The 19,635-nt window shown below is 58.4% G+C and carries 14 protein-coding genes; 6 read left to right on the top strand and 8 right to left on the bottom strand.

The window, feature by feature from the left end:
- Positions 1 to 12 precede the first annotated feature (12 nt).
- Complete coding sequence (locus VO84_RS00595; RefSeq protein ID WP_058185344.1) at positions 13 to 933, top strand: small ribosomal subunit Rsm22 family protein; 921 nt, start codon at positions 13 to 15, stop codon at positions 931 to 933.
- A 38-nt stretch (positions 934 to 971) separates the two neighbouring features.
- Here VO84_RS00595 and VO84_RS22345 read toward each other — a convergent pair whose 3' ends face one another.
- From VO84_RS22345 to VO84_RS00585, 3 genes are all read right to left on the bottom strand, one after another.
- Entirely contained in the window at positions 972 to 1,118 is a 147-nt protein-coding gene (locus VO84_RS22345) for a hypothetical protein (protein ID WP_157439636.1), read from the bottom strand.
- Positions 1,119 to 1,207: 89 nt separating this feature from the next.
- Positions 1,208 to 1,576, bottom strand: a complete 369-nt coding sequence (locus VO84_RS00590) for a hypothetical protein (RefSeq protein WP_058185343.1) — start codon at positions 1,574 to 1,576, stop codon at positions 1,208 to 1,210.
- A gap of 88 nt (positions 1,577 to 1,664) precedes the next feature.
- Positions 1,665 to 2,132, bottom strand: a complete 468-nt coding sequence (locus VO84_RS00585; RefSeq protein WP_058185342.1) for a NuoI/complex I 23 kDa subunit family protein — start codon at positions 2,130 to 2,132, stop codon at positions 1,665 to 1,667.
- Between the two features lie 37 nt (positions 2,133 to 2,169).
- Between VO84_RS00585 and VO84_RS00580 the strand changes: the two genes are divergently transcribed.
- The gene (locus VO84_RS00580; RefSeq protein ID WP_058185341.1) at positions 2,170 to 2,751 is read left to right on the top strand and encodes a molybdopterin-binding protein; all 582 of its coding nucleotides are present in this window, start codon (positions 2,170 to 2,172) and stop codon (positions 2,749 to 2,751) included.
- Positions 2,752 to 2,830: 79 nt separating this feature from the next.
- Here the strand turns inward: VO84_RS00580 and VO84_RS22340 are convergent, their stop codons facing one another.
- The 3 genes from VO84_RS22340 to VO84_RS00565 form a co-directional block, all read right to left on the bottom strand.
- The gene (locus VO84_RS22340; RefSeq protein ID WP_058185340.1) at positions 2,831 to 4,306 is read right to left on the bottom strand and encodes a YXWGXW repeat-containing protein; all 1,476 of its coding nucleotides are present in this window, start codon (positions 4,304 to 4,306) and stop codon (positions 2,831 to 2,833) included.
- Between the two features lie 130 nt (positions 4,307 to 4,436).
- On the bottom strand, positions 4,437 to 5,327 hold the full coding sequence (locus VO84_RS00570; RefSeq protein WP_157439634.1) for a hypothetical protein: 891 nt from the start codon (positions 5,325 to 5,327) through the stop codon (positions 4,437 to 4,439).
- A 20-nt stretch (positions 5,328 to 5,347) separates the two neighbouring features.
- Positions 5,348 to 6,958 carry a UbiD family decarboxylase gene (locus VO84_RS00565; protein WP_058185338.1) on the bottom strand — a complete coding sequence of 537 codons (1,611 nt, stop codon included), beginning with the start codon at positions 6,956 to 6,958 and terminating at the stop codon, positions 5,348 to 5,350.
- A 287-nt stretch (positions 6,959 to 7,245) separates the two neighbouring features.
- Here VO84_RS00565 and VO84_RS00560 point away from each other — a divergent pair, with 287 nt between their 5' ends.
- Positions 7,246 to 8,505 carry a S53 family peptidase gene (locus VO84_RS00560; protein ID WP_058185337.1) on the top strand — a complete coding sequence of 420 codons (1,260 nt, stop codon included), beginning with the start codon at positions 7,246 to 7,248 and terminating at the stop codon, positions 8,503 to 8,505.
- 175 nt (positions 8,506 to 8,680) lie between these two features.
- Here VO84_RS00560 and VO84_RS00555 read toward each other — a convergent pair whose 3' ends face one another.
- Both VO84_RS00555 and VO84_RS00550 read right to left on the bottom strand, forming a co-directional pair.
- On the bottom strand, positions 8,681 to 11,449 hold the full coding sequence (locus VO84_RS00555; protein ID WP_058185336.1) for a M48 family metalloprotease: 2,769 nt from the start codon (positions 11,447 to 11,449) through the stop codon (positions 8,681 to 8,683).
- A gap of 160 nt (positions 11,450 to 11,609) precedes the next feature.
- Positions 11,610 to 12,941, bottom strand: a complete 1,332-nt coding sequence (locus VO84_RS00550) for a sugar porter family MFS transporter (RefSeq protein ID WP_058185335.1) — start codon at positions 12,939 to 12,941, stop codon at positions 11,610 to 11,612.
- A 316-nt stretch (positions 12,942 to 13,257) separates the two neighbouring features.
- Between VO84_RS00550 and VO84_RS00545 the strand changes: the two genes are divergently transcribed.
- From VO84_RS00545 to VO84_RS00535, 3 genes are all read left to right on the top strand, one after another.
- Positions 13,258 to 14,466, top strand: a complete 1,209-nt coding sequence (locus VO84_RS00545) for a DUF481 domain-containing protein (protein WP_197413841.1) — start codon at positions 13,258 to 13,260, stop codon at positions 14,464 to 14,466.
- 231 nt (positions 14,467 to 14,697) lie between these two features.
- Positions 14,698 to 16,368, top strand: a complete 1,671-nt coding sequence (locus VO84_RS00540; protein WP_058185333.1) for a family 20 glycosylhydrolase — start codon at positions 14,698 to 14,700, stop codon at positions 16,366 to 16,368.
- A gap of 264 nt (positions 16,369 to 16,632) precedes the next feature.
- Positions 16,633 to 19,341, top strand: coding sequence for a glycoside hydrolase family 3 C-terminal domain-containing protein (locus tag VO84_RS00535; RefSeq protein WP_058185332.1), 2,709 nt, complete (start codon positions 16,633 to 16,635; stop codon positions 19,339 to 19,341).
- Positions 19,342 to 19,635: the final 294 nt, after the last annotated feature.

The following is a 19,635-nucleotide window of genomic DNA, read 5'->3' as shown; positions in this document are numbered from 1 at the left end:
GTTCAGGTTCCCATGCAGATTCCCATCGAGCTGCGCGCGGCGCTCAATGCCTCTCTTGAAGGCATCGCGCGTGGCCCTCTCGCCGAACGCGCCGAATATAACTCCGCGCTTTATCGCGACGGCATCAACCGCGCACCAGCCGCCTACGGCGCAGTCCGCAACGTGCTCAGCCGCTTGCGGCAGCGCAATCCTGACTTTGCCCCGCACAGCGCTCTCGACCTCGGCTCCGGCGCGGGCGCTGCCAGTTGGGCCATCGCGGAAACCTTCCCGCAGATCGCCACCATCACCCAGGCTGATCCGAGCCAGCCACTCCTCACCCTCAGCCGCAGCCTCGCGCAGCACGCATCTTCTGTGGCGCTGCGCAACGCCACGCAGCTCACCACCGACCTCAACCGCAATCTCCCGGACAATTCCGCAGATCTCGTCGTGCTCAGCCACGTCCTCTCTGAGCTGCCGTACGAGCAGGCCCAGTCTCTCTTTGTCGCCGCCTGGGCGCTCTGCTCCGGCGCGCTCATCCTCGTCGAACCCGGCACACCCGCGGGCTTCGGACAAATCCTCGCCGCCCGCTTCATCCTCGGCGGCGGCGGCGCGCACATCCTCGCTCCCTGCGCGCATCAGCGGGGCTGTCCCATCCTTTCGCCCGACTGGTGCCACTTCGCGCAGCGCATAGAACGCCCGCGTAGCCATCGTTTTCTCAAATCCGCCGATCTTCCATACGAAGGCGAAGAATTCTCGTACATCATCTTCGTCCGCGAGCCATACTTCATGCCCGCCACAGAACCCCGCATCCTCGCCCGCCCGCAAAAAGCCAGGACCAGCATCACACTCAAGCTCTGCCAGCCAGACAGTTCGGCAAACCTCGTGACCATCTCCCGCCGCGACAAGCAAAGCTACACCCACGCAAAGAAAATGGAATGGGGCGACGAGTTCTAAGCAAAAAAACGGCCCGGGCACGGTTTCAACATAGTTGTTTACTTGCAGCAATCTCCACTGCCGCCAGCGCAGCACTGACCGGAGTTATCGCAGCATGACTTGGCGGCGGCCTTAATGGAGGGCAGTGCAAAAACAGTAGTAGCCATCATTGCCGCGAATGCAAAAAGAACGAGAACACGTTTCATAACCAATCTCCTTCTATGTTGGAGGTTGTAATCTCGCAGCCTCAGCACACCGCGCCTGAGACCGCCTGCAGAGATTGTCATGAATCGCTCTAAATCCGAAAAACCCGGTTCAACACATACACCGGCGGCGAGTTTGTCTCCGGAACACGCAATGCAATGCCGTCCCAAACTAGCTTCTCCGTCACCGTCAGCACAGGCATTTCCGCAACAGTAAAAGCCTTTTCCGCAACCCATTGCTTTGCTGTCACAGCAGGTGCCTGTTGTGCGCAGCAATCACTGACACAAGCCAGCACATCCATCCGCGGCATCGGACAGTCGCTTCCCATATTGCTCATGTCCATCGGGCAGGCGGAGGCGGCATCTGCTGCGCTCATCACGCATCGCACCCCGGCAAATGCAGGCCCAATGATCAGAAGGCCGATTGCCAACACCGCCGCAAATGGAAGCGTGCGTCTCATATGCAAATCTTAACTTACACGCGCGATCCGCGTGACGCCGTGAGTTCAGTCACAATAGCAATGATTAAAAGCTGGGGCGGACGATGCTCTACTTCGCCGTCAGCGCAGTCACCGGCACCAGCATGTCTTCCTTGCGCTGAATCAGATTCGTAGCATTCAGCGTGGCCAGCTCAAACCCATGCCCGTGCGTAATCGCATCCGTCGGGCAGGCCTCAACGCAATAGCCGCAGAAGATGCAGCGGTTGTAGTCGATGTTATAAACCTTCGCATACCGCTCGGAAGACGAGATCCGCTTCTCCGCCGTATTCTCGTCCGCTTCGATATAAATGCAGTTCGAAGGGCATGCCGCGGCGCACAGAAAGCACGCCACGCACTTCTCCAGGCCATTCTCATCGCGCTGCAGCACATGCGCCCCACGAAAACGCTGTTCGAACTTCGCGCCCCGCAACGGCCCCGGCCCATCCGGATAATTCTCCACGGTCGTCGGCTGCAGCATCTCCCCGAAGGTGATGCTCATGCCTTTGGCAATGGCAGCAATGTTCCGCACGATCGACATGCTCACAGTATACGATGAATGCCGAAGGAGTTCCGTAATGTCTCATTCTGCTTCAGGGCTCGCTCAGAAAATTACAATCTTCGCTGCGCTGGCCTCTGTCTCGATTACTGCTTGGTCCCAATCCCAGAACCCGCCCGCGCAGGCTGCACCCGGCTCCGCGCAGGAGATGGGTCCCATGCACCATGGCGACAAGCCCGCAGGACCCGCCAGCCCACTCAAAATCACGATAGGCGCGCAATCTGCTGAATTCACCCCTGAAAAATTCGCCGCCCTGCCGCACACCACCATTACTGTCTTCAATGGCCACGCCAACGCTAGTCAGACCTTCTCCGGCGTCCAACTCATTGATCTACTGAAGCCCCTCGGCGTCACCGATCAGCCAAAAGGAAAAGACTTCCGCCTGTACATCGAAGCGGAAGGCTCCGACGGCTATGTCGTCGTCTACTCCATCGCTGAAATCACGCCTTACATCCATGACGGCACCGTTATCGTAGCGGACACCCTCGCCGGCAAACCCATCGCCGACAACGGTCCCTTCCAGCTCGTGGCTACGGGCGAAAAGCACCCCGCCCGCTGGGTTCGTAACCTCGTCGCCATCCGTGTACTGCACGCCGAATAACTTACCCGCGCGCAGTAAAAGCGCAAAAAAAGCCTGCCGGAATCCTTCCCGGCAGGCCTCTGTTTTTTGATCGAAAACTTTACTGCGGATGCTTCTCTTCCGGGCGCTGCGGCTCCTGCTTCGGCTTCTCCTGCGGCTGACGCTCCTGTTGCGGATGTTGCTGCTGTACCTGCTTCTGCTGTTGCTGGTGTTGTTGTTCCGTCCGCTGCTGTTGCACTTGCTTCTGTTGCTCAGCATGTTGCTGTTGCACCTGCTTCTGCTGATCCGCCCGCTGCTGCTGCTGATGCATCTGCTCGGTCTTCTGCTGCTGTTCCTGGCGACCCTGTTCAGCCTTCTGCTGCTGCACCTGCTTCTGCTGGTTCACACGCTGCTGCTGTTGCTGCTGCATCTGTTCCGTCTTCTGCTGCTGCTCCTGGCGCTGCTGTTCCGCGCGTTGCTGCGGATTCTGCGCTCCAGGCCGTGCCTGTGCGGGCTCTCCGGGGCGCGCTGGTTCACCAGGTCGCTGCGCTTCAGGCCGCTGCTGAGCCTCGGCCGGTCGTTGTGCCGGCGCTGCCACACGCTGCTCCGGACGCACCGGCGCGTAACGAACCGCCGGCGGAGGCGCCACATGCTTATCCGCTTCCACCGGACGGCTCGCCACCACCATCTCAGGCCGTCCGCGATTCACAGTCGCAAAGTTATTCCGGTTGCCCTGCGCCTCGCGCACCATTTGTACCTGTGTCGTCATCGGCGGAGTATGCCGTTCATGTATCGCCACCAGTTCCGACGGATGCGGACGATACGCCACTCCACCCGGCCCACCGTTGTAACTCACACGGTTTACCGTCACATTCCGCACGTTATAGGAGTAAACATTCCGCACCACGGTCGTGTTGATGTTGTTCACCGTGCGGTTATACGTAAAGTTGTTGCCATTCCAATAGCCGCCCTGGTAGCCAAATCCCACATACCCAAAGCCGTAATTCACTCCGCCATAATAGCCAACATGGCGGCCCCAGTAGCCGGGATAATATGCATATCGTCCACTACGATAGCCCCAGTAACTCGGTGTCCACAGAGCGCCCTGGTACGGAGCATTCACCCACGCGCCCGGCACCCAGTAGTAGCCCGCTGATGCGTAGTTCCAGAAGCCCGGCGTCCAGATATATCCATCGCCAGGGCACGGCGGCTGCTGATATGTTGGCAGCTCCGGTGGCGGCTGGGGCGCGTACGTTTCTGCCTCCTGCCCATACCCTGTATCTGCGTTGTATTCAGAATCGGGATACGTGCTCGCCACTGAACTCGCGGTCGGAGCCTGATACGTATCTCCCGCACTTGCCGTCATTGCAGTTGGCGCAGCAGCAGGTGCTGCCTGCGACGGCGCAGGTGCTGAGGCAGGTCCTGAGGTCGTAGTGTTTGATACTGGCACCACGTTCGCATTCGCCGGGTCTTCGGTCGAGCTCGCATCTGCAGTCTGCTGATCCGGGGAAGAATTGGAAGTATTTGCGTTGTCTGGATTCTGGCTGCTCTTGCAACCAGCGGTACACATAGCGAGAGCGACCGTAAGTGGAACCAAAAATATTGTTTTCCAAAATATGTTCATATAATCTACCTTTCCAAGGCGTTGGATGCGCGCGTGCTTTTATTTGTTGTATCTGAGTATCACGCGCATCTGTTCTTCAGTCCTTAGACACACCCGTAAATTCTTAGTTGTGAGGCTGTTTCGCCCCCGGCGGAAATGATCGTCCCTGGTTATTCGCCGGCGGTGTCGTCACCACCCGGCGCTGCATGCCCGGTTTAGCATCAGGATGGAGCCTCAGTTGACACATCTCTGACTCCTGCCCACGCGCCATGCCACCCGCTGCCACCTGCGCGCTGCAAAGCTTATCCTTCATCGCCTCGGCATCTTTGCCGTTCAGCGACAGCGTTCGCTCCAGCCCACGTAACGGATCACGATCATAGCGAAACACATAATCCTGCGCCGGCTTCTGCGTGCCGAAATCGAAATGGCTCCAGGCTCCCAGAAACTCGCCGCCATCGGTTCCCGGCAGCACCGCATATACCTGTGCCTCTGTTACTCCCGGCGCCACCACCGTAGTCCAAACCGGCACCGTCTGCGCACCACGCAGCCATCGCGCTGTAAAGACGTGTTGCGTCACATCGTAATAGAGAGCAGTAAAGTACGTAGTCACTGCGCACTCTCTGCAGTCGTCATACATCACCGTCAATTCGCGAGCCACACCCGGCGCAAACTGGATCGGCTCCTGCCAGCGCAGATTCACGCCCTTCAGCACCGGTGTCAAAAGATGACTCTTGAGTGAAACACTCCATATTTGAAACGTGTCCGTCGCCGGTGACGCATCTGGAGCAGCGCGCTCCACTGTCACCACCAGCGCCGCGTCGTACAGCACGCCAATCTCACGAATCGCCGTCCACTTCTCTTCCTGCAGCGCCCGCGTCACCCACACAACAATGTCCTGATCCTTGCTCACACCCGAGCCATCTGGATGAAAATCCACCCAGCGAAAGCTCTCCTGCGCGCTCGTACTCATAGCAGCACAAATCATCAGCGCAAACATCAGAACCCACCGACGCATCTTCAACCTCAGCTCGATTCTCAAATTCCCAGCTTCGCCCAAATCCCATCCACACGTGCCTTCGTTGCCGCATCCATCTCGATCATCGCCGGCCACGGCCGCTCAAACCCTTCAGCCTTCCACTTCCGCGTTGCATCAATGCCCATCTTCGATCCGTAATTCGGCAGACGCGACGCATGATCCAGCGAATCCACAGGCCCCAGCGTGAACTGTACATCGCGCTCCGGGTCAATGTTATTTGCCACCCGCAGCGTCACCTCACCCAGGTCCTGCACATCACAATCCTCATCCACCACAATCACGCACTTGGTAAACATCGCCTGCCCCAGTGACCAGATCGCGTTCATCACCTTCCGCGCCTGTCCTGGATAGCTCTTCCGTATTGAAACAATCATCAGGTTATGAAAGACGGCCTCCACCGGCAAATGGATGTCCACCAGTTCGGGAATCTGCATCTTCATCGCCGGCAGGAAAATTCGCTCCACGGCCTTCCCCATCCACGCATCCTCCATCGGAGGCTTGCCCACGATCGTGGCCGCATAAATCGGATTCTTCCTGTGCGTAATCGCCGTCAGATGAAAGACCGGGTACTCATCCTCCATCGTGTAAAAGCCCGTGTGATCGCCAAACGGACCCTCCGTCCGCAGCTCACCCAACTCAACGTAGCCTTCCAGCACAATCTCTGCCTGCGCCGGCACTTCCAGATCAACGGTCTCGCACTTCACAATCTCCAGCGGCTTCCCGCGCAGGAAGCCCGCGATCAAAAACTCCTCCACTTCCGGCGGAGCAGGCACAATCGCCGCAAAAGTCGTTGCCGGATCAGTCCCGATCGCAACTGCCACTTCTAGCCGCGAACCCTTCAGATTCCCTAGAGCCACCTGCCGCAGCCCGCCAATAGGCCCGTCTGGAATCGTTACCGTTCCACCCGCAGACTCCGCCATTGCCGCCACACTCGCCGTTCGCACGTCTCCGCTCGCATTCGCAGCTGCAACCGCTCTCAACGCGTTGCGATAGTGTTCCGCCGCCACCTTCTGCCGCTGCCAGTGCATTCCCGTCGTCTGGCCGTCATACACCTGCATCCGGTACATGCCCATATTGCGCTTCCCTGTCTTGGGATCGCGCGTAATCACACACGGCAGCGTAATAAACCGCCCGCCATCCTGCGGCCAGCACTTCAAAATCGGAAACGCATTCAGATCAAAGCCATCCTTCAGAATCACTTCCTTGCAAGCCGCATCCTTCGCGCTCACCGTCTTCGGAAACGCATTCGTCAGTTCCCCAAGTTGCGGCAGCATCTTGAGCTTGTCCAAAAAGCCGCCCGTGGGTGGCTTCATGTTGATCAGCCCGCTGATGCGCTCGGCAATCTCGTCCACCTTGTTCACGCCCAGCGCCAGCGCCATCCGCCGCTCGCTGCCAAACTGATTCATCAGCACCGTCTGCCCCGGAAAGCCCTTCACATTCTCAAACAGCAGCGCTGGACCACCAGCCCCGTGCTTTCCGCCTTTGCTTTTGCTCACGCGGTCGGTGATCTCCGTCATCTCCAACTCCGGAGAAACCTCTTCCTTGATGCGCTTCAGCTCACCGTGCTTTTCCAGCGTCTTGATCCAGTCGCGCAAATCTTCGTATGCCAATGCCGTATCTCCTCGAAGCTGTTTCATACATACCTGGCGCCGGGAATGCCTCATGTGCGATCCGCTTCAAGGCGGATCGCAAAATTCCGGTCGAGGCACCAGCGGCATATATGAGACAGCATCTAACAACCTCCATACTAAAACTCACATCCCACCTCAAACTTGGTACTATTGCATCGCAAATATGCTAGTGCGAAACTTTCGCCTCACGTAACGAGCGCCTCGGCAGCTTCACTACCTCTAAACTCTCCGCCCGTCCAACAGCAGTTCCGCAAAAGGAGACCGTCATGAGCACTACCCCAAAATCGCCCTCCTCTCGCCACGCCGTCCATACCACTCATACCCGTCACGCTGCCCAGGACTACCCGATCCACCCGTACTTCAAGCGCCGCAAAATCTTTTCGGCAGGCGCGCGCGATGCCCGCAAGTCCAGCACCACCACCTGGAGTGTCCCGGACCTAACCGCCGCCTACAACTGGCCTACAAATATCGCAGGCGGCGGCGTCATCGCCATCATCGAACTCGGCGGCGGATGGGTCCAGTCCGACATGGACGCCTACTTCCAGTCCATCAACCAGCCAACCCCCAGCCTTACCGACGTCTCCGTCGACGGCACCAACAATGACCCCAACCAGTCCGTAGGTTCCGACGATGACCCCGACTACGAAGTCGCCCTCGACATCCAGGTCGCCGGCGCTTCCTACTACGCCGCCACCGGCCAGGCAGCCACCATCCGCGTCTACTGGTCGCAGGACATCGCCTCCGCCGTCCAGGCAGCCACCTCTGACGCCGTCGATGTCATCACCATCTCCTGGGGCGCGGACGAAGCCACCTGGGGCACGACCGCCGCGCAGCAGATGGAGTCAGCTGCAACAGCAGCCACCGCCGCCGGCATCATCGTCTTCGCAGCCGCCGGTGACAACGACTCCTCAGACGGCGGCTCCAACGCAGCCAACGTCGATCTACCCGCTTCCTGCCCGCACGTCATCGGATGCGGAGGAACCTTCAAGACCCAAACCAGCGAAACCGTCTGGAACGACAATCCCGGCGACGACAACGGCTCAGGCACTGGCGGCGGCTACTCCACCATCTTCCCCGTGCAATCCTGGCAGACCGGCGCGCCGCTCCCTCCGGCCAACACACAATACGGAACCGGCCGCATGGTCCCCGACGTCTCCGCGGACGCTGATCCCAACTCCGGCTATCAGATGTACGTCCACGGAGCAGCCACGGTCGTCGGTGGCACCTCAGCCGTAGCCCCACTTTACGCGGGACTTTTCGCGTCCTTCGGAACCAAGCTCGGCTTCGTAACACCAACACTCTGGGCAAACCAGTCCGCCTTCACCGACATCACCGAAGGCAACAACGGCTACTACGACGCAGCCACAGGCCCCGACCCGTGTACCGGCCTCGGCGTCCCCATCGGCACCGCCCTCGCCGCGCTATTCACCAGCTCGACTTCTACCTCTCCCACCCCACCCACTCCGCCCGACCCACCTGCTCCGCCAACTCCACCGGAGAAACATCACAAGCATCACCACGAATAAGCATCAAAACATGGGTGCCCCAGGTCCGAATTCTCGGGCCTGGGATCGAACTAGCATATTGAGCGAAGCCGAAGGGGCCTACCGCTGCTTTTTTGCTAACTCGTCATCGCGCGAAGTACAGCGAACTCGCTACTTTTCCTAAGTCCCTTATCCCTAGTCCCTTGTCCCTGCCTTTTCACTGCTCCGTCGTCATCGTCTTCGCATCCGTCAGCGGAATCGAATACACCCGCTGCGTCGCCGTCAGCACCAGCAGGGTATTCGTCTCAGGAATAAACCGCGCCGCGCGCGGCAAATGATCCAGCGTCACTCGCAAAACCTCCGCGCCATTTCGTGCGCTGTACACAATCATCTCCTGGTCGCGATTGTTCACTGCCAGCAGCCCCAACTTGCCGTCTCCCGCCAGCACACGGCCATAAAACGCCGCCGTCCGCACGCCATCTGAAACCCGATACACCACGGTGTTATTCACATTGCCGTGCACAGCCAGATAGTCGCCATACAGCACCGGCCAGCGGTCATCGTCAACTAATTCAGGCCGCGTCGGCGTATGAATCACACGCTGAATCTCGCCCGTCCTCGCGTTGACAATCTCCACCAGCAGGCCCCGCTGAACCCATTCCTTCATCACATCGCTGGTCTTCACCAGCTTGGCTCCGTTATGGCCTTCCTCGTACGCCCCGGTTTCCGATAGTAGGTTGGTCACTATCAGTAGAGTGCCGCTGCTGCTGTCGTAGACATCCGGCGCGTTGTGAGGGAACTTTCTCATCCACAGTTCTGCGCCGGTAATTGGATCCAGAACATGCATCTCCGTATTCCATCTGGTTCCATAAAAGGCCTTCTCCATGCCGACAGTGTGGATCAGCACACCACCCGCCATGTAGTCTTCCTTGTCGTACTTCGCGCCTTCCGTGGACTTCTTCGTCTTCAGATCAAAAACAGCGTTGATTCCATCCTTGCCATGCGAATTTCTGAATCGCAGAAGTATTCGATCCTGATCATCCATGCTCATAGCGGTAAATGGCCGCAGCAGCGCAATCTGCGCCTGGTGATTTAAGTCCCACAGCGAACCCCTCGAGCCGTGCGAGTAAGCAAGGTACTGGCCGTCTTTGCTAAACCCGCCGGAAGAGAGCGGACTGAGGGGACGAATGGGTATATCCGCCCTCTCCACGGTATCGGTTCCGATTGTCTTCAAGGCGATTTGTCCGCCTGCCGTTTCGCTGGCGAAGATCTTGTCATACACATCCACCGCACTCGACGCGAATCCAATAGAGGGCGTCGATGTCACAGGATCAAAGAGTGCGGCCGCATGATTTGCGAAAGGGCCCAGGAGAATATTGTCGCCCCGGGTGACATTCTCCATCCACACATCGCCCACCATAAATCTCGCGATCCGCCCGCCCGAAGGAAAGTTCGCCACGCACACAGGCATGAGATAGCCTCCGCTCTGCTGCTTCTCACCTGGACCGCATTCGTAGGCTAGCTTGTTGGATCCAACAAACGAGATCAGGATCGAGGTGAAATTGAACGCGCTGTGGATATCGATTGTGGTGCGATGATCGAGGTCATAGCTGATAGCCTTGTGGCCCGCCACCAGCAGCATGGTCCGGCCGTCCGGGCTATATAAAATCTTGATTCGCTCCCAAACCGGCGGAAAATCATCCCATTTCTTATTGTCGTAATAAGCTTTTTCCGAATCCACATCGATGAAAGTCAGTCCAATGCCCGATTCACTTGAGCGGAGGCAGACAAAGGTCCTGCCATCCGGCGAAAGACTATTCACAGGGCAGCCCTTGTAATCGATCAGTTCGTGAGCTGACTCACGCTGCCGCGAGGCAATATTCCATGTCTCCACGCGCATCGTGGGAAACTGGATCGTGACCCGCGAGGAGTCGGGCGAGAAGTGCGCCGCCTTGGCCCCCTCGGCGTCGATGGTGAAAAGGTATTTGAGCGGCGAGCGGCTCAGGATGTGAACAGCGCTCTGTTCCTGCGCCAGGATGTAATTGCCATCCGGACTGAATCGCACCTCATCCAGCGCCGGACGCATCGCCGGCTGCAGCAGGAAGGATTTCAGGCCGGAAGTGGCCGGCACTTGCCATTGAAATCCGCTGCCGCGGAGCTTGGACTGGAAGTCAACAAAACTCGAAGATAAAGACGTCTTCTCGGACTTGCATGCCGCCGAAAGCGCGTTCCCTACCTTCCGCGCCGTTCGCACGCGCACAATCATATCCGTGTCGTCTCCCGCCAGCGCGCGGAAAAAGCTCACACTGCGCCCATGATTATCGGAGATGCGGTCCAGGTTTTCGGCGAAGGCAGCCGGAGCGTATCCGGCGCGAGTCATCGCATACAGACCCACGGAATCAGCCATCGTCTCATCTTTTTCCGCGTCTACCTCGTCCGGCGCAGCCTTGGTCTTCCATGGAGCGTTGATGAGGAGCTGCATCTTGTCAGCCAGATCTTTGCGGTCGGCAAAGGAATCCACCTTCATCAGCGCCTTGAACTCGCGCGTGTAGGTGATGGCCACGGCATGTGTGTAGATGTGGCCAATCTCGTGCGAGAGCACCACCGCGAGCTCGTCTTCGCTGCGCGCGTCGGTAATCATCTTGCTGCTCACATACACGTATCCACCGGCTATGGAGAAGGCATTAGCTTCGCTCGAGCGATACACACGAAATTTGAAGTGGATCGCCGTCGGCGGAAGCTGATCCAGAAGCTTCCGGCCAATCCTCGTTACCTCTGCGGAATCCTGCTCCGGCAGCAGGTAATACTCGCTCTCAAGCTGGTCGGCCTGCTCATCGCCGAGCCACTGCTCCTGCTGTTCGGTAAAGATATTCGGCTTGTTGATCTTGTATGGAGGCTCGGGCAACGTGCAGGCAGACTGCTGAGCCGCAATCGAACCCGCAACAGAAAGAACACACAGGCAAAAAAGCACACGGGAAATGTTCATAAAGTCTTCCAGAAATGGCTTGGAGGTCGAGCCATCCTAGCATGAAACCCGCAGCACTCTCACTCTCTTTTTGCGCACACCAAAAACAGAAAGGGACGGGAATAACCCGCCCTTCCAGAATCGGTTCGTTCCTTAACTACGAATCCCTAACCAGGAACCACTAGCTTTTCAACAACTTCCTCTGCAACTCCTCAAGCGACTGCCCCCGCGTCTCCGGATAGGCAAACAGCACCACGAAGAATTGCACCACCGTCATGGCCGCAAAGAACGTAAACGGTGCGCTCCTGCTCACATTCGCCACAACAACCGGGAACACCAGCTGCAGAATCGTATTCATCACCCAGTGGCTCGCGTTTCCCACGCCCTGCCCCTTGCTGCGCACCGAGTTCGGAAACACTTCGCCGATATACACCCAGATCACCGCGCCCTGGCTCAGCGCAAAGAACGCAATGTACGTCACAAACAGCCACACCAACGCACCTGAGTGCGCGCCAGTGATAAACAGCCACGAAACCGCCGCCAGGCACGCCGCTGTTCCCACCGCTCCAATCAGCAGCAAAGTCTTGCGCCCCAGCTTGTCGATGAATCCCATGCCCACAACCGTGAACACAAGATTCGTGAACCCGATCATGATCGCCTGCCTGTCACCCGAGATCTGCGTAAATCCCGCGCTCGTAAAAATGCTCGGCAGGTAATACAGAATCGAGTTGATTCCCGAAAGCTGATTGAAGAATCCAATCGTGATCGCCAGAAACAGCGGATAGCGATACTTCCACTGAAACACCGGCTCCCGTTCTGAAGCATGCTCCTGCTTCAGCGCCGCGCGAATGTCTTCTAGCTCCGCCTCAGGATTCGGGTCGCCCATCAGCTTCAGAATCGACAGCGCTTCATCAATCCTGTTCCGCGAAACACTCCATCGCGGGCTTCTCGGAATTCCGAACAGCAGTATCAGGAACCCCAGCGCTGGAATCGCCGCCACGCCCACCTGCCACCGCCACTCATTCGCCCCCAACCCCAGCGTCCGAATGTAGTAATTCGACGTGTACGCAATCAGAATTCCCAGCACCACATTGAACTGGAACGCGCCCACCAGTCGCCCGCGCCACTTCGCCGGCGCAAGCTCGGCAATATACACCGGCCCCAGCACGCTCGAAGCTCCAATCCCAAGCCCGCCGATGAATCGAAACACCATCAGCACCGGCCAGTTCCACGCCAGCGCGCTTCCCACCGCCGATACGATATACAGCACCGCCGTAATCCGCAGCGTCTCGCGCCCGCCCAGCCGCTGCCCTATATGCCCCGCGGCAAGTGAACCAATCACCGTCCCGATCAGCGCGATCGCTACAGTCCAGCCCTTGCCGCTCGGGCTCAGGCCGTACAGTCTCACCAGCGCATCAATCGCGCCGGAAATCACCACCGTGTCAAAGCCGAAAAGAAGCCCGCCCAGGGCTCCCGTCAGCGTAGCCTTCATCAGGTTCAGGTTGGGTCGCATCGCTGTCCTTCAAGAATTTTTTATATTCGTTAACAGATTGGTAACGATACCAACCCATCCTACTGTCTCAGCACAAAAACTGTCACCGTGAAGCACGAATGATACGCTTTGCTTTCCTGCTCACTGTTACCTTTGGACTGAAGGAAATTATTTTCTTATTCCCTGCCGATTGTTACTGCTTTTTATTGTTTGTTGCTTGGCTACACTTCCCGCAAAATCCGCATCTAACCCCGAACGGGGATTTTTGCGCTTGTTCAGTTGTACAACCGCTGTTTTTAAAAATTTGTGAGGTCAGATCCATATGATTACGATTTCCATGCGGAAGACAGCCTTTCTACGCCTTGCAGCACTCGCACTGCTTGGCTCAGGCATTCTCAGCGCCCCATTTGGTCGAGCCCAGTCAACTCTGGCCAAACCCGCTCCGCCACCACCACCCCCTGCAGACGTCCTCGTGCTCGCCAACGGCGACACCCTCCACGGCAAATTGCTTAATTCCGTAGGCGGCAATGTCACATTCCATAGCGATATGGTCGGTGACGTCACTGTCGCATGGGACAAGGTCAAGGAGCTTCACTCCGGCCAGCAGTTCTCTATCATTCCCAAAGGCGTCGAGCTTTCGGGCAAAAAGAAGGCTCCCGCCCTTCCCAGCGGCACCCTTGATGCAGAAGACAATTCCATCAAAGTCACTGGCGCCAATACCGCAGCTCCAATCCCCGTTGCCAACGTTGCTTTCATCGTGGACAAACCTTCCGCGGACAAGCTGCTCTATCACGAGCCCAACTTCTTCCAGGCCTGGAACGGCTCAGCCACCCTCGGCGCCACGATCATCAACTCCTCCACCAGGCAGTTCACTTACACCGCCGGCGTCGGCCTCGTCCGCACCGTGCCCAACGTGTCTTGGCTCAACACGCGCAACCGCACATCATTCAACTTTGCCGCCTCATACGGCGAAATCACCCAGCCCGCCTACACCGACAACACCGCTACGCCGCCCACCACCGTCCCCGTCAACACGATTAAATCAGGCATCATCCACTTCGACGGCGAGCGCGACGAGTATGTCTCCCCACGCCTCTTCGTCCTCGGCCAGTTCGCCCTCGATCATAACTATTCGCTGGATCTCCACCTGCAGCAGATCTACGGCGGCGGACTCGGCGTCACCGTCATCAAGACTCCCAAACAGGAGCTCGATGCCAAAGCCACCGTGCAGTACGAAAAGCAGGACTTCACCAACGCCGCCGGCGACAACCTCATAGGTTCCACCTTCGCCGGCGCCTATCAGCTCCATACCAAATTCTTCAGCTACACCCAGGGCGTCAACTACATTCCCGCCTGGAACGACACAACAGCCTGGAGCTTCAACGAAGTCAACCAGATCTCCTTCCCGACCTATAAAAACCTGAGCTTCTCCATCGGCACGCTCGACACGTACCTCAACAACCCTCCCGCTACCTTGCCGCCCACTGTGAACAACTCCTTCCAGTTCACCTTTGGCCTCACCTACGCCATCAAGTCCAAATACTAGGTAAAAGTGAACCGATAACAGCGAGCAGTGAAAGGCGCGGCTTCAGCCGCGCCTTTGCTTTTATTGTTTGGGATTCGCGGGCCGTATTGCGCTCGAAGCGCTACAACTGGCATTGCATGGAATGCAGTGTATGCCGGAAGCGAGCGCGGGAACTGGTTCGAGCGCATCAGACCTCCGAATGAGACACTACATCGGAATCTGTGCTTCGCCAGAAGGAGCTTGAAATCAGAGATGAAAAACAGGAGCAGGCGTGAATTTCTCTTCGGGGCCAGCATAGCTACGACCAGTCTGGCCATGGGTTCGCGGCTGTTGGCTGATACAGGCAAGGCTGCGGGCCGTGGAACGATGCGAGGACTGATGGTTGACGCGGGGCGCGTGCCGGAATCCGTGGAGTACTACAGGCGGGTGATCGAGTTCTGCGCAGATTGGGAACTGAATGCGCTCCAGTTCCGGCTGGCAGACGATCAGGGAAGCGCGGTCCACTTCACCTCCCTTCCCGATCTTGCAGCGCATACGGATGCGCTTGCGCCTGAGCAGTTGAGAGGACTGGCGGAGTATGCGCAGAGCCATGGCGTGGATTTGATTCCGGAGCTGGAGTCATTCGGTCACACGGGATACATCACGCGTTCTCCGGCATACGCCCATCTGTTGGATAACGATCCGCAAGGCAGCTCCGAATTCACGGGCATCATTCCGGTCCATCCGGAGACGCTGCAGATATTTGAGAAGCTCTATCGTGAAGTGGCTTCGATCTTTCCATCGAAGTATCTCCATGGCGGTTGCGATGAGGTGAACTGGGGCGGCTCGCCGCTTTCGCGCAAAGCGCTGCAGTTGAAGACTCGGACCCAGATCTGGGCGGAGTATCTGAATTCGCTGAATCACATCGCCCAGGGGTTAGGGAAGGAATGGATTGTGTGGGGCGATCTTGTTGTGCACAAAGAGCCAGAGATTCTGGGCCTGCTCAACAAAAACATTCTCATCATGGATTGGAACTACTCGGATAACAGCTCGGCACAAGTGCGGGAGACTTTACTCAAAGTGGTAGCCAACGGCTCTCGCGCCATTGGAGCGCCCGCGCTGGTGAATTACAAATGGGGCGCGCGTGTTGGGGCGGAACAGTTGCGGAATATCGACGCGTACGCACAGGCTTACCTTGAAGAAGATGCTCCCGGGTCGCTGGGAGTGATCCTGACGAACTGGGTGCCAAGCCGGTACATTCAGAACTCAATCTGGGATGGATTTGCTTATGCCGCTGTTGCGTTCCAGCAGGGAACGGCGACTGCACAGACTTCCGGATTTCGCCGCTTTGTGGAGAAACATTACGGCGCAGGGTGGAATGAAAGCTGGGGCGAAGCGTTCGAGAGCATCTATGCTGCCGCGCCTTCTATAAAAGACCGCGAGACAGCTTCCTGGATGGGCCTGCATCTGCCTGTTCCCTGGAGCAGCGACGAACAGCTTGCCGCGTTGCTGAAGGATGGAACTCGGCAGCCGAATCCCTTTACGCGGCTGCGCAGCCTGCTGATTGAACTGGAACCGCTGGTGATGAAAAATCTCGGTGATTTTCAGGCATTTGCGCTGAGCGTTGAGTACCTGGAGAGGATGTTCTGGCGTGAAGCGGTGATTCTGGAACATCGCGCCGAAGGACCGCAGGCACAAGAGGCAAGGGATTTGTTGATCAAGGGCATTGCTGACCGCGATCAAACGCTGGCGGAGGCATTGAGCAGGGATTGGGACCGTGGCAGGTCTCCGCTTTCGAGAGCGAAGACGGAGCTTCTGCCCTATCTTGAGCCTAAAGATCAGTTGGTTTTTCAATGGAAGCAGGCAGCGGCTTATTCGGCTTCATTAGCCAGGCATCCGGAGCGCTTTTATCAACTGATGCAGACAGCAAAATCGGAGCAGTGAAGCTGTTGCAATTTTTGTAGAGCGACATGACAGAGCGGGAAGAGCGCCGGATCGATACACTTGCCGCTGCACCAACACCCTGTAATTTTCTTTAGTAAACCGATAAACCTAGCCACCAGCACCCCTGATCCGGTACAGTTCTTCCGTCTGCCGATTCACGACTGCATTATGGGTGCCCCACTCCCGGCGCGTCTTTGTCCTTGCGCCTGGGGTGGGATAACGAATGCAGGCCGTCTCGACAAAGATTCCCGGAGGATCAAGACCGTGCCGCATCGCCGCTCGCTCTTTGCAACATCCCTGCTCGCCGCCACACTCGCCTGCACCGCCGCCGCTCAAACCCCCAAATACCTCGACCCCAAGCTCCCCGCAGCCGAGCGCGCACACGATCTCGTCTCCCGCATGACCCTGGAAGAAAAAGCCGCGCAGCTTGAGGACTGGGCCACCGCCATCCCGCGCCTCGGCATCCCCGATTACCAGACCTGGAATGAAGCCCTCCACGGCGTAGCCCGCGCCGGTTACGCCACCGTCTTCCCGCAGGCCATCGGCATGGCCGCCACGTGGGATAAAGACATGGTTCACTCCATGGGCAACATCGTTTCAGAAGAAGCCCGCGCCAAGTACAACCAGGCACAGCGTGAAGGCAATCACCGCATCTTTTATGGGCTAACGTTCTGGTCGCCAAACATCAACATCTTCCGCGATCCTCGCTGGGGCCGTGGCCAGGAAACCTACGGCGAAGACCCTTATCTCACCGGCCAGCTAGGCATCGCCTTCATCACCGGCGTCCAGGGCCCTGACCCGCTCCATCCCCGCGCCATCGCCACCAGCAAGCACTTCGCCGTCCACTCCGGTCCTGAGCAGCTTCGCCACGGCTTCAATGTCAATCCCTCTGACCACGATCTCGAAGACACCTACCTTCCCGCCTTCCGCGCCACGGTCACCCAGGGCCACGTCGACTCCGTCATGTGCGCCTACAACTCCATCGACAAGTTCGCCGCCTGCACCAACCAGATGCTTCTCAAGGAGCACCTCCGCGACGCCTGGGGCTTCAAAGGCTTCGTCGTCTCCGACTGCGGCGCCATCGTCGACGTCTACCAGGGCCACAAGCAGGGACCCGACATCGAGCACGCCGCCGCCGAATCCCTCAAAGCCGGCACCGATCTGTCCTGCTCCATCTGGACCCCCGGCTTCAACCGCCTCGCCGACTCCGTCAAGCAGGGCCTCGTAACCGAAGACCTCGTCACCCAGGCCGCCGAACGCCTCTACACCGCGCGCTTTATGCTCGGCCTCTTTGATCCGCAAGGCTCGAATCCCGGCGACAAGATCGCCTTCTCCGTCACCGCAGGCGAGGTCAACCGCAAAGAGTCCCTCAAGGCCGCGGAAAAATCCATCGTCCTCCTCAAAAACGACGGCATTCTCCCTCTGAATAAGCCGAAAAAGATCGCCGTCATCGGCCCTACAGCCGATCAACTCATCTCCATCCTCGGCAACTACGTCGGAACGCCCCTCAACCCCGTAACCCCGCTCGAAGGCATGGCCCAGCAATTCAAATCCACACCCATCCTCTACGCTCAGGGCTCAACCCTCGCCAGCGGCGTCGGCGTCCCCGTACCGCGCACAGCCTTCGGCGGAACCGGCAAGCTTAAAACAGAATTCTTCGCCACCCCCGACTGGACCGGCCGTCCCGTCGCCACCGGCATCTCATCCACCATCCAGGCCGACTGGGAAAACGCCAAACCCGCCCCCGAAATCCAGACCAACAACTACTCCGTCCGCTGGAGCGGCACGCTCGCCCCGCCCGCCGCAGGCCACTATGTCTTCACTCTCGAAGTAGGCGACAGCTTCCCCTACTCGCCCGCCGAAAGCTACAGATTCATCCTCGATGGCAAGGTAGTAATGGAAGGCTCGCTCCGCGCCGGCCACGATCTCTCGCAGATGGGCAACTTCCACTCCGCACCCGGAGCCTCACCCACCGCACCGCCCGTCCAGACCTTCGGCACGACTCCTACTATCGAAGTCGATTTCTCTGACTCCAAACCCCACGAATTCCAACTTCTTTACTCCCACTCCGCCGATCAAGCCGGCGGCGGCGTCACCTTCAAGTGGCAAGCCCCCGCAGATGCACTCCTCGAAGAAGCCGTCGCCGCTGCCAAACAATCTGATGTCGTAGTAGCCTTCGTCGGCCTCTCGCCACAGCTCGAAGGCGAAGAGATGCCCATCAAGATCGACGGCTTCGTCGGCGGTGACCGCACCAGCCTCGATCTCCCCGCGCCGCAGCAGAAACTCATCGAAGCCGTAGCCGCCACCGGCAAGCCGCTCATCGTAGTCCTGCAATCGGGCTCTGCTGTCGCCCTCAACTGGGCCAACCAGCACGCCAACGCCATCCTCGAAGCCTGGTACCCCGGCGTCGAAGGCGGTAACGCCATAGCTCGCACCATCGCCGGACTCAACAATCCCGGCGGACGCCTGCCCGTCACCTTCTACAACGGCCTTAACGATCTGCCCGACTTCACCGACTACGGCATGAAGGGCCGCACCTACCGTTACTTCACCGGCAAACCCCTCTGGGGCTTCGGCTACGGCCTCAGCTACACCAAGTTCACCTACAGCCCGGTCAAGCTCTCCGCGGAAACCTTGAAAGCAGGCGAACCCCTCAGCGCCACTGTCACCGTCACCAACTCCGGCCCAGTCGCAGGAGATGAAGTCGTAGAAGCCTACCTCAAATCCCCAGCCGCCGGCGCACCCATCCACTCCCTCGCCGGATTCGAGCGCATCACCCTCCAGCCAGGAATAAGCCGCACCGTGACACTAAAAATCGACCCCCGCTCCATCTCCACCGTCGACGAACAGGGCAATCGCTCAATCCAACCCGGCAAATACACCATCTCCGTCGGCAGCACCCAGCCCCAGGAGACCCAATCCAAATCCGAAGCCGCCTTCACCATCACCGGCTCCGCCCCACTCCCCAAATAACCGCACCAAAAACACAACGGGCAGGCTCACTCCGAGCCCGCCCGTTCCATTTCCCACCAAAATTCACGTGTTATCCCGAACGTAGCCGTTTTCTTCAGGCGAGTCGGGGCCCCTGGCGACAGGTCTTCGTCGCTGGGGTGAAGAAGTGAGGGATCTACGGTTGTTCTTGCCGTTGCCTTTCGCTCACTCCACCATCACACCGCAAATCCCATTCGTGTTATCATGAACCTACGCTCAGTTGTTTGGTTGTGCGCCGTTCTCGCATGCATCCGCAAGATCGCCCACCATTTTCAT

Origin of the sequence: Occallatibacter gabretensis (assembly GCF_001449115.1) — a bacterium.
Lineage (GTDB): Bacteria > Acidobacteriota > Terriglobia > Terriglobales > Acidobacteriaceae > Telmatobacter > Telmatobacter gabretensis.
This window is presented reverse-complemented; position numbering and strand designations above follow the sequence as displayed.

Bases quoted from the DNA above. Each gene is read 5' to 3' on its own strand.
- VO84_RS00595 (WP_058185344.1), top strand. From the start codon at position 13: ATGCAGATTCCCATCGAGCTGCGCGCGGCGCTCAATGCCTCTCTTGAA.
- VO84_RS22345 (WP_157439636.1), bottom strand. From the start codon at position 1,118: ATGAAACGTGTTCTCGTTCTTTTTGCATTCGCGGCAATGATGGCTACT.
- VO84_RS00590 (WP_058185343.1), bottom strand. From the start codon at position 1,576: ATGAGACGCACGCTTCCATTTGCGGCGGTGTTGGCAATCGGCCTTCTG.
- VO84_RS00585 (WP_058185342.1), bottom strand. From the start codon at position 2,132: ATGTCGATCGTGCGGAACATTGCTGCCATTGCCAAAGGCATGAGCATC.
- VO84_RS00580 (WP_058185341.1), top strand. From the start codon at position 2,170: ATGTCTCATTCTGCTTCAGGGCTCGCTCAGAAAATTACAATCTTCGCT.
- VO84_RS00570 (WP_157439634.1), bottom strand. From the start codon at position 5,327: ATGCGTCGGTGGGTTCTGATGTTTGCGCTGATGATTTGTGCTGCTATG.
- VO84_RS00560 (WP_058185337.1), top strand. From the start codon at position 7,246: ATGAGCACTACCCCAAAATCGCCCTCCTCTCGCCACGCCGTCCATACC.
- VO84_RS00555 (WP_058185336.1), bottom strand. From the start codon at position 11,449: ATGAACATTTCCCGTGTGCTTTTTTGCCTGTGTGTTCTTTCTGTTGCG.
- VO84_RS00550 (WP_058185335.1), bottom strand. From the start codon at position 12,941: ATGCGACCCAACCTGAACCTGATGAAGGCTACGCTGACGGGAGCCCTG.
- VO84_RS00545 (WP_197413841.1), top strand. From the start codon at position 13,258: ATGCGGAAGACAGCCTTTCTACGCCTTGCAGCACTCGCACTGCTTGGC.
- VO84_RS00540 (WP_058185333.1), top strand. From the start codon at position 14,698: ATGAAAAACAGGAGCAGGCGTGAATTTCTCTTCGGGGCCAGCATAGCT.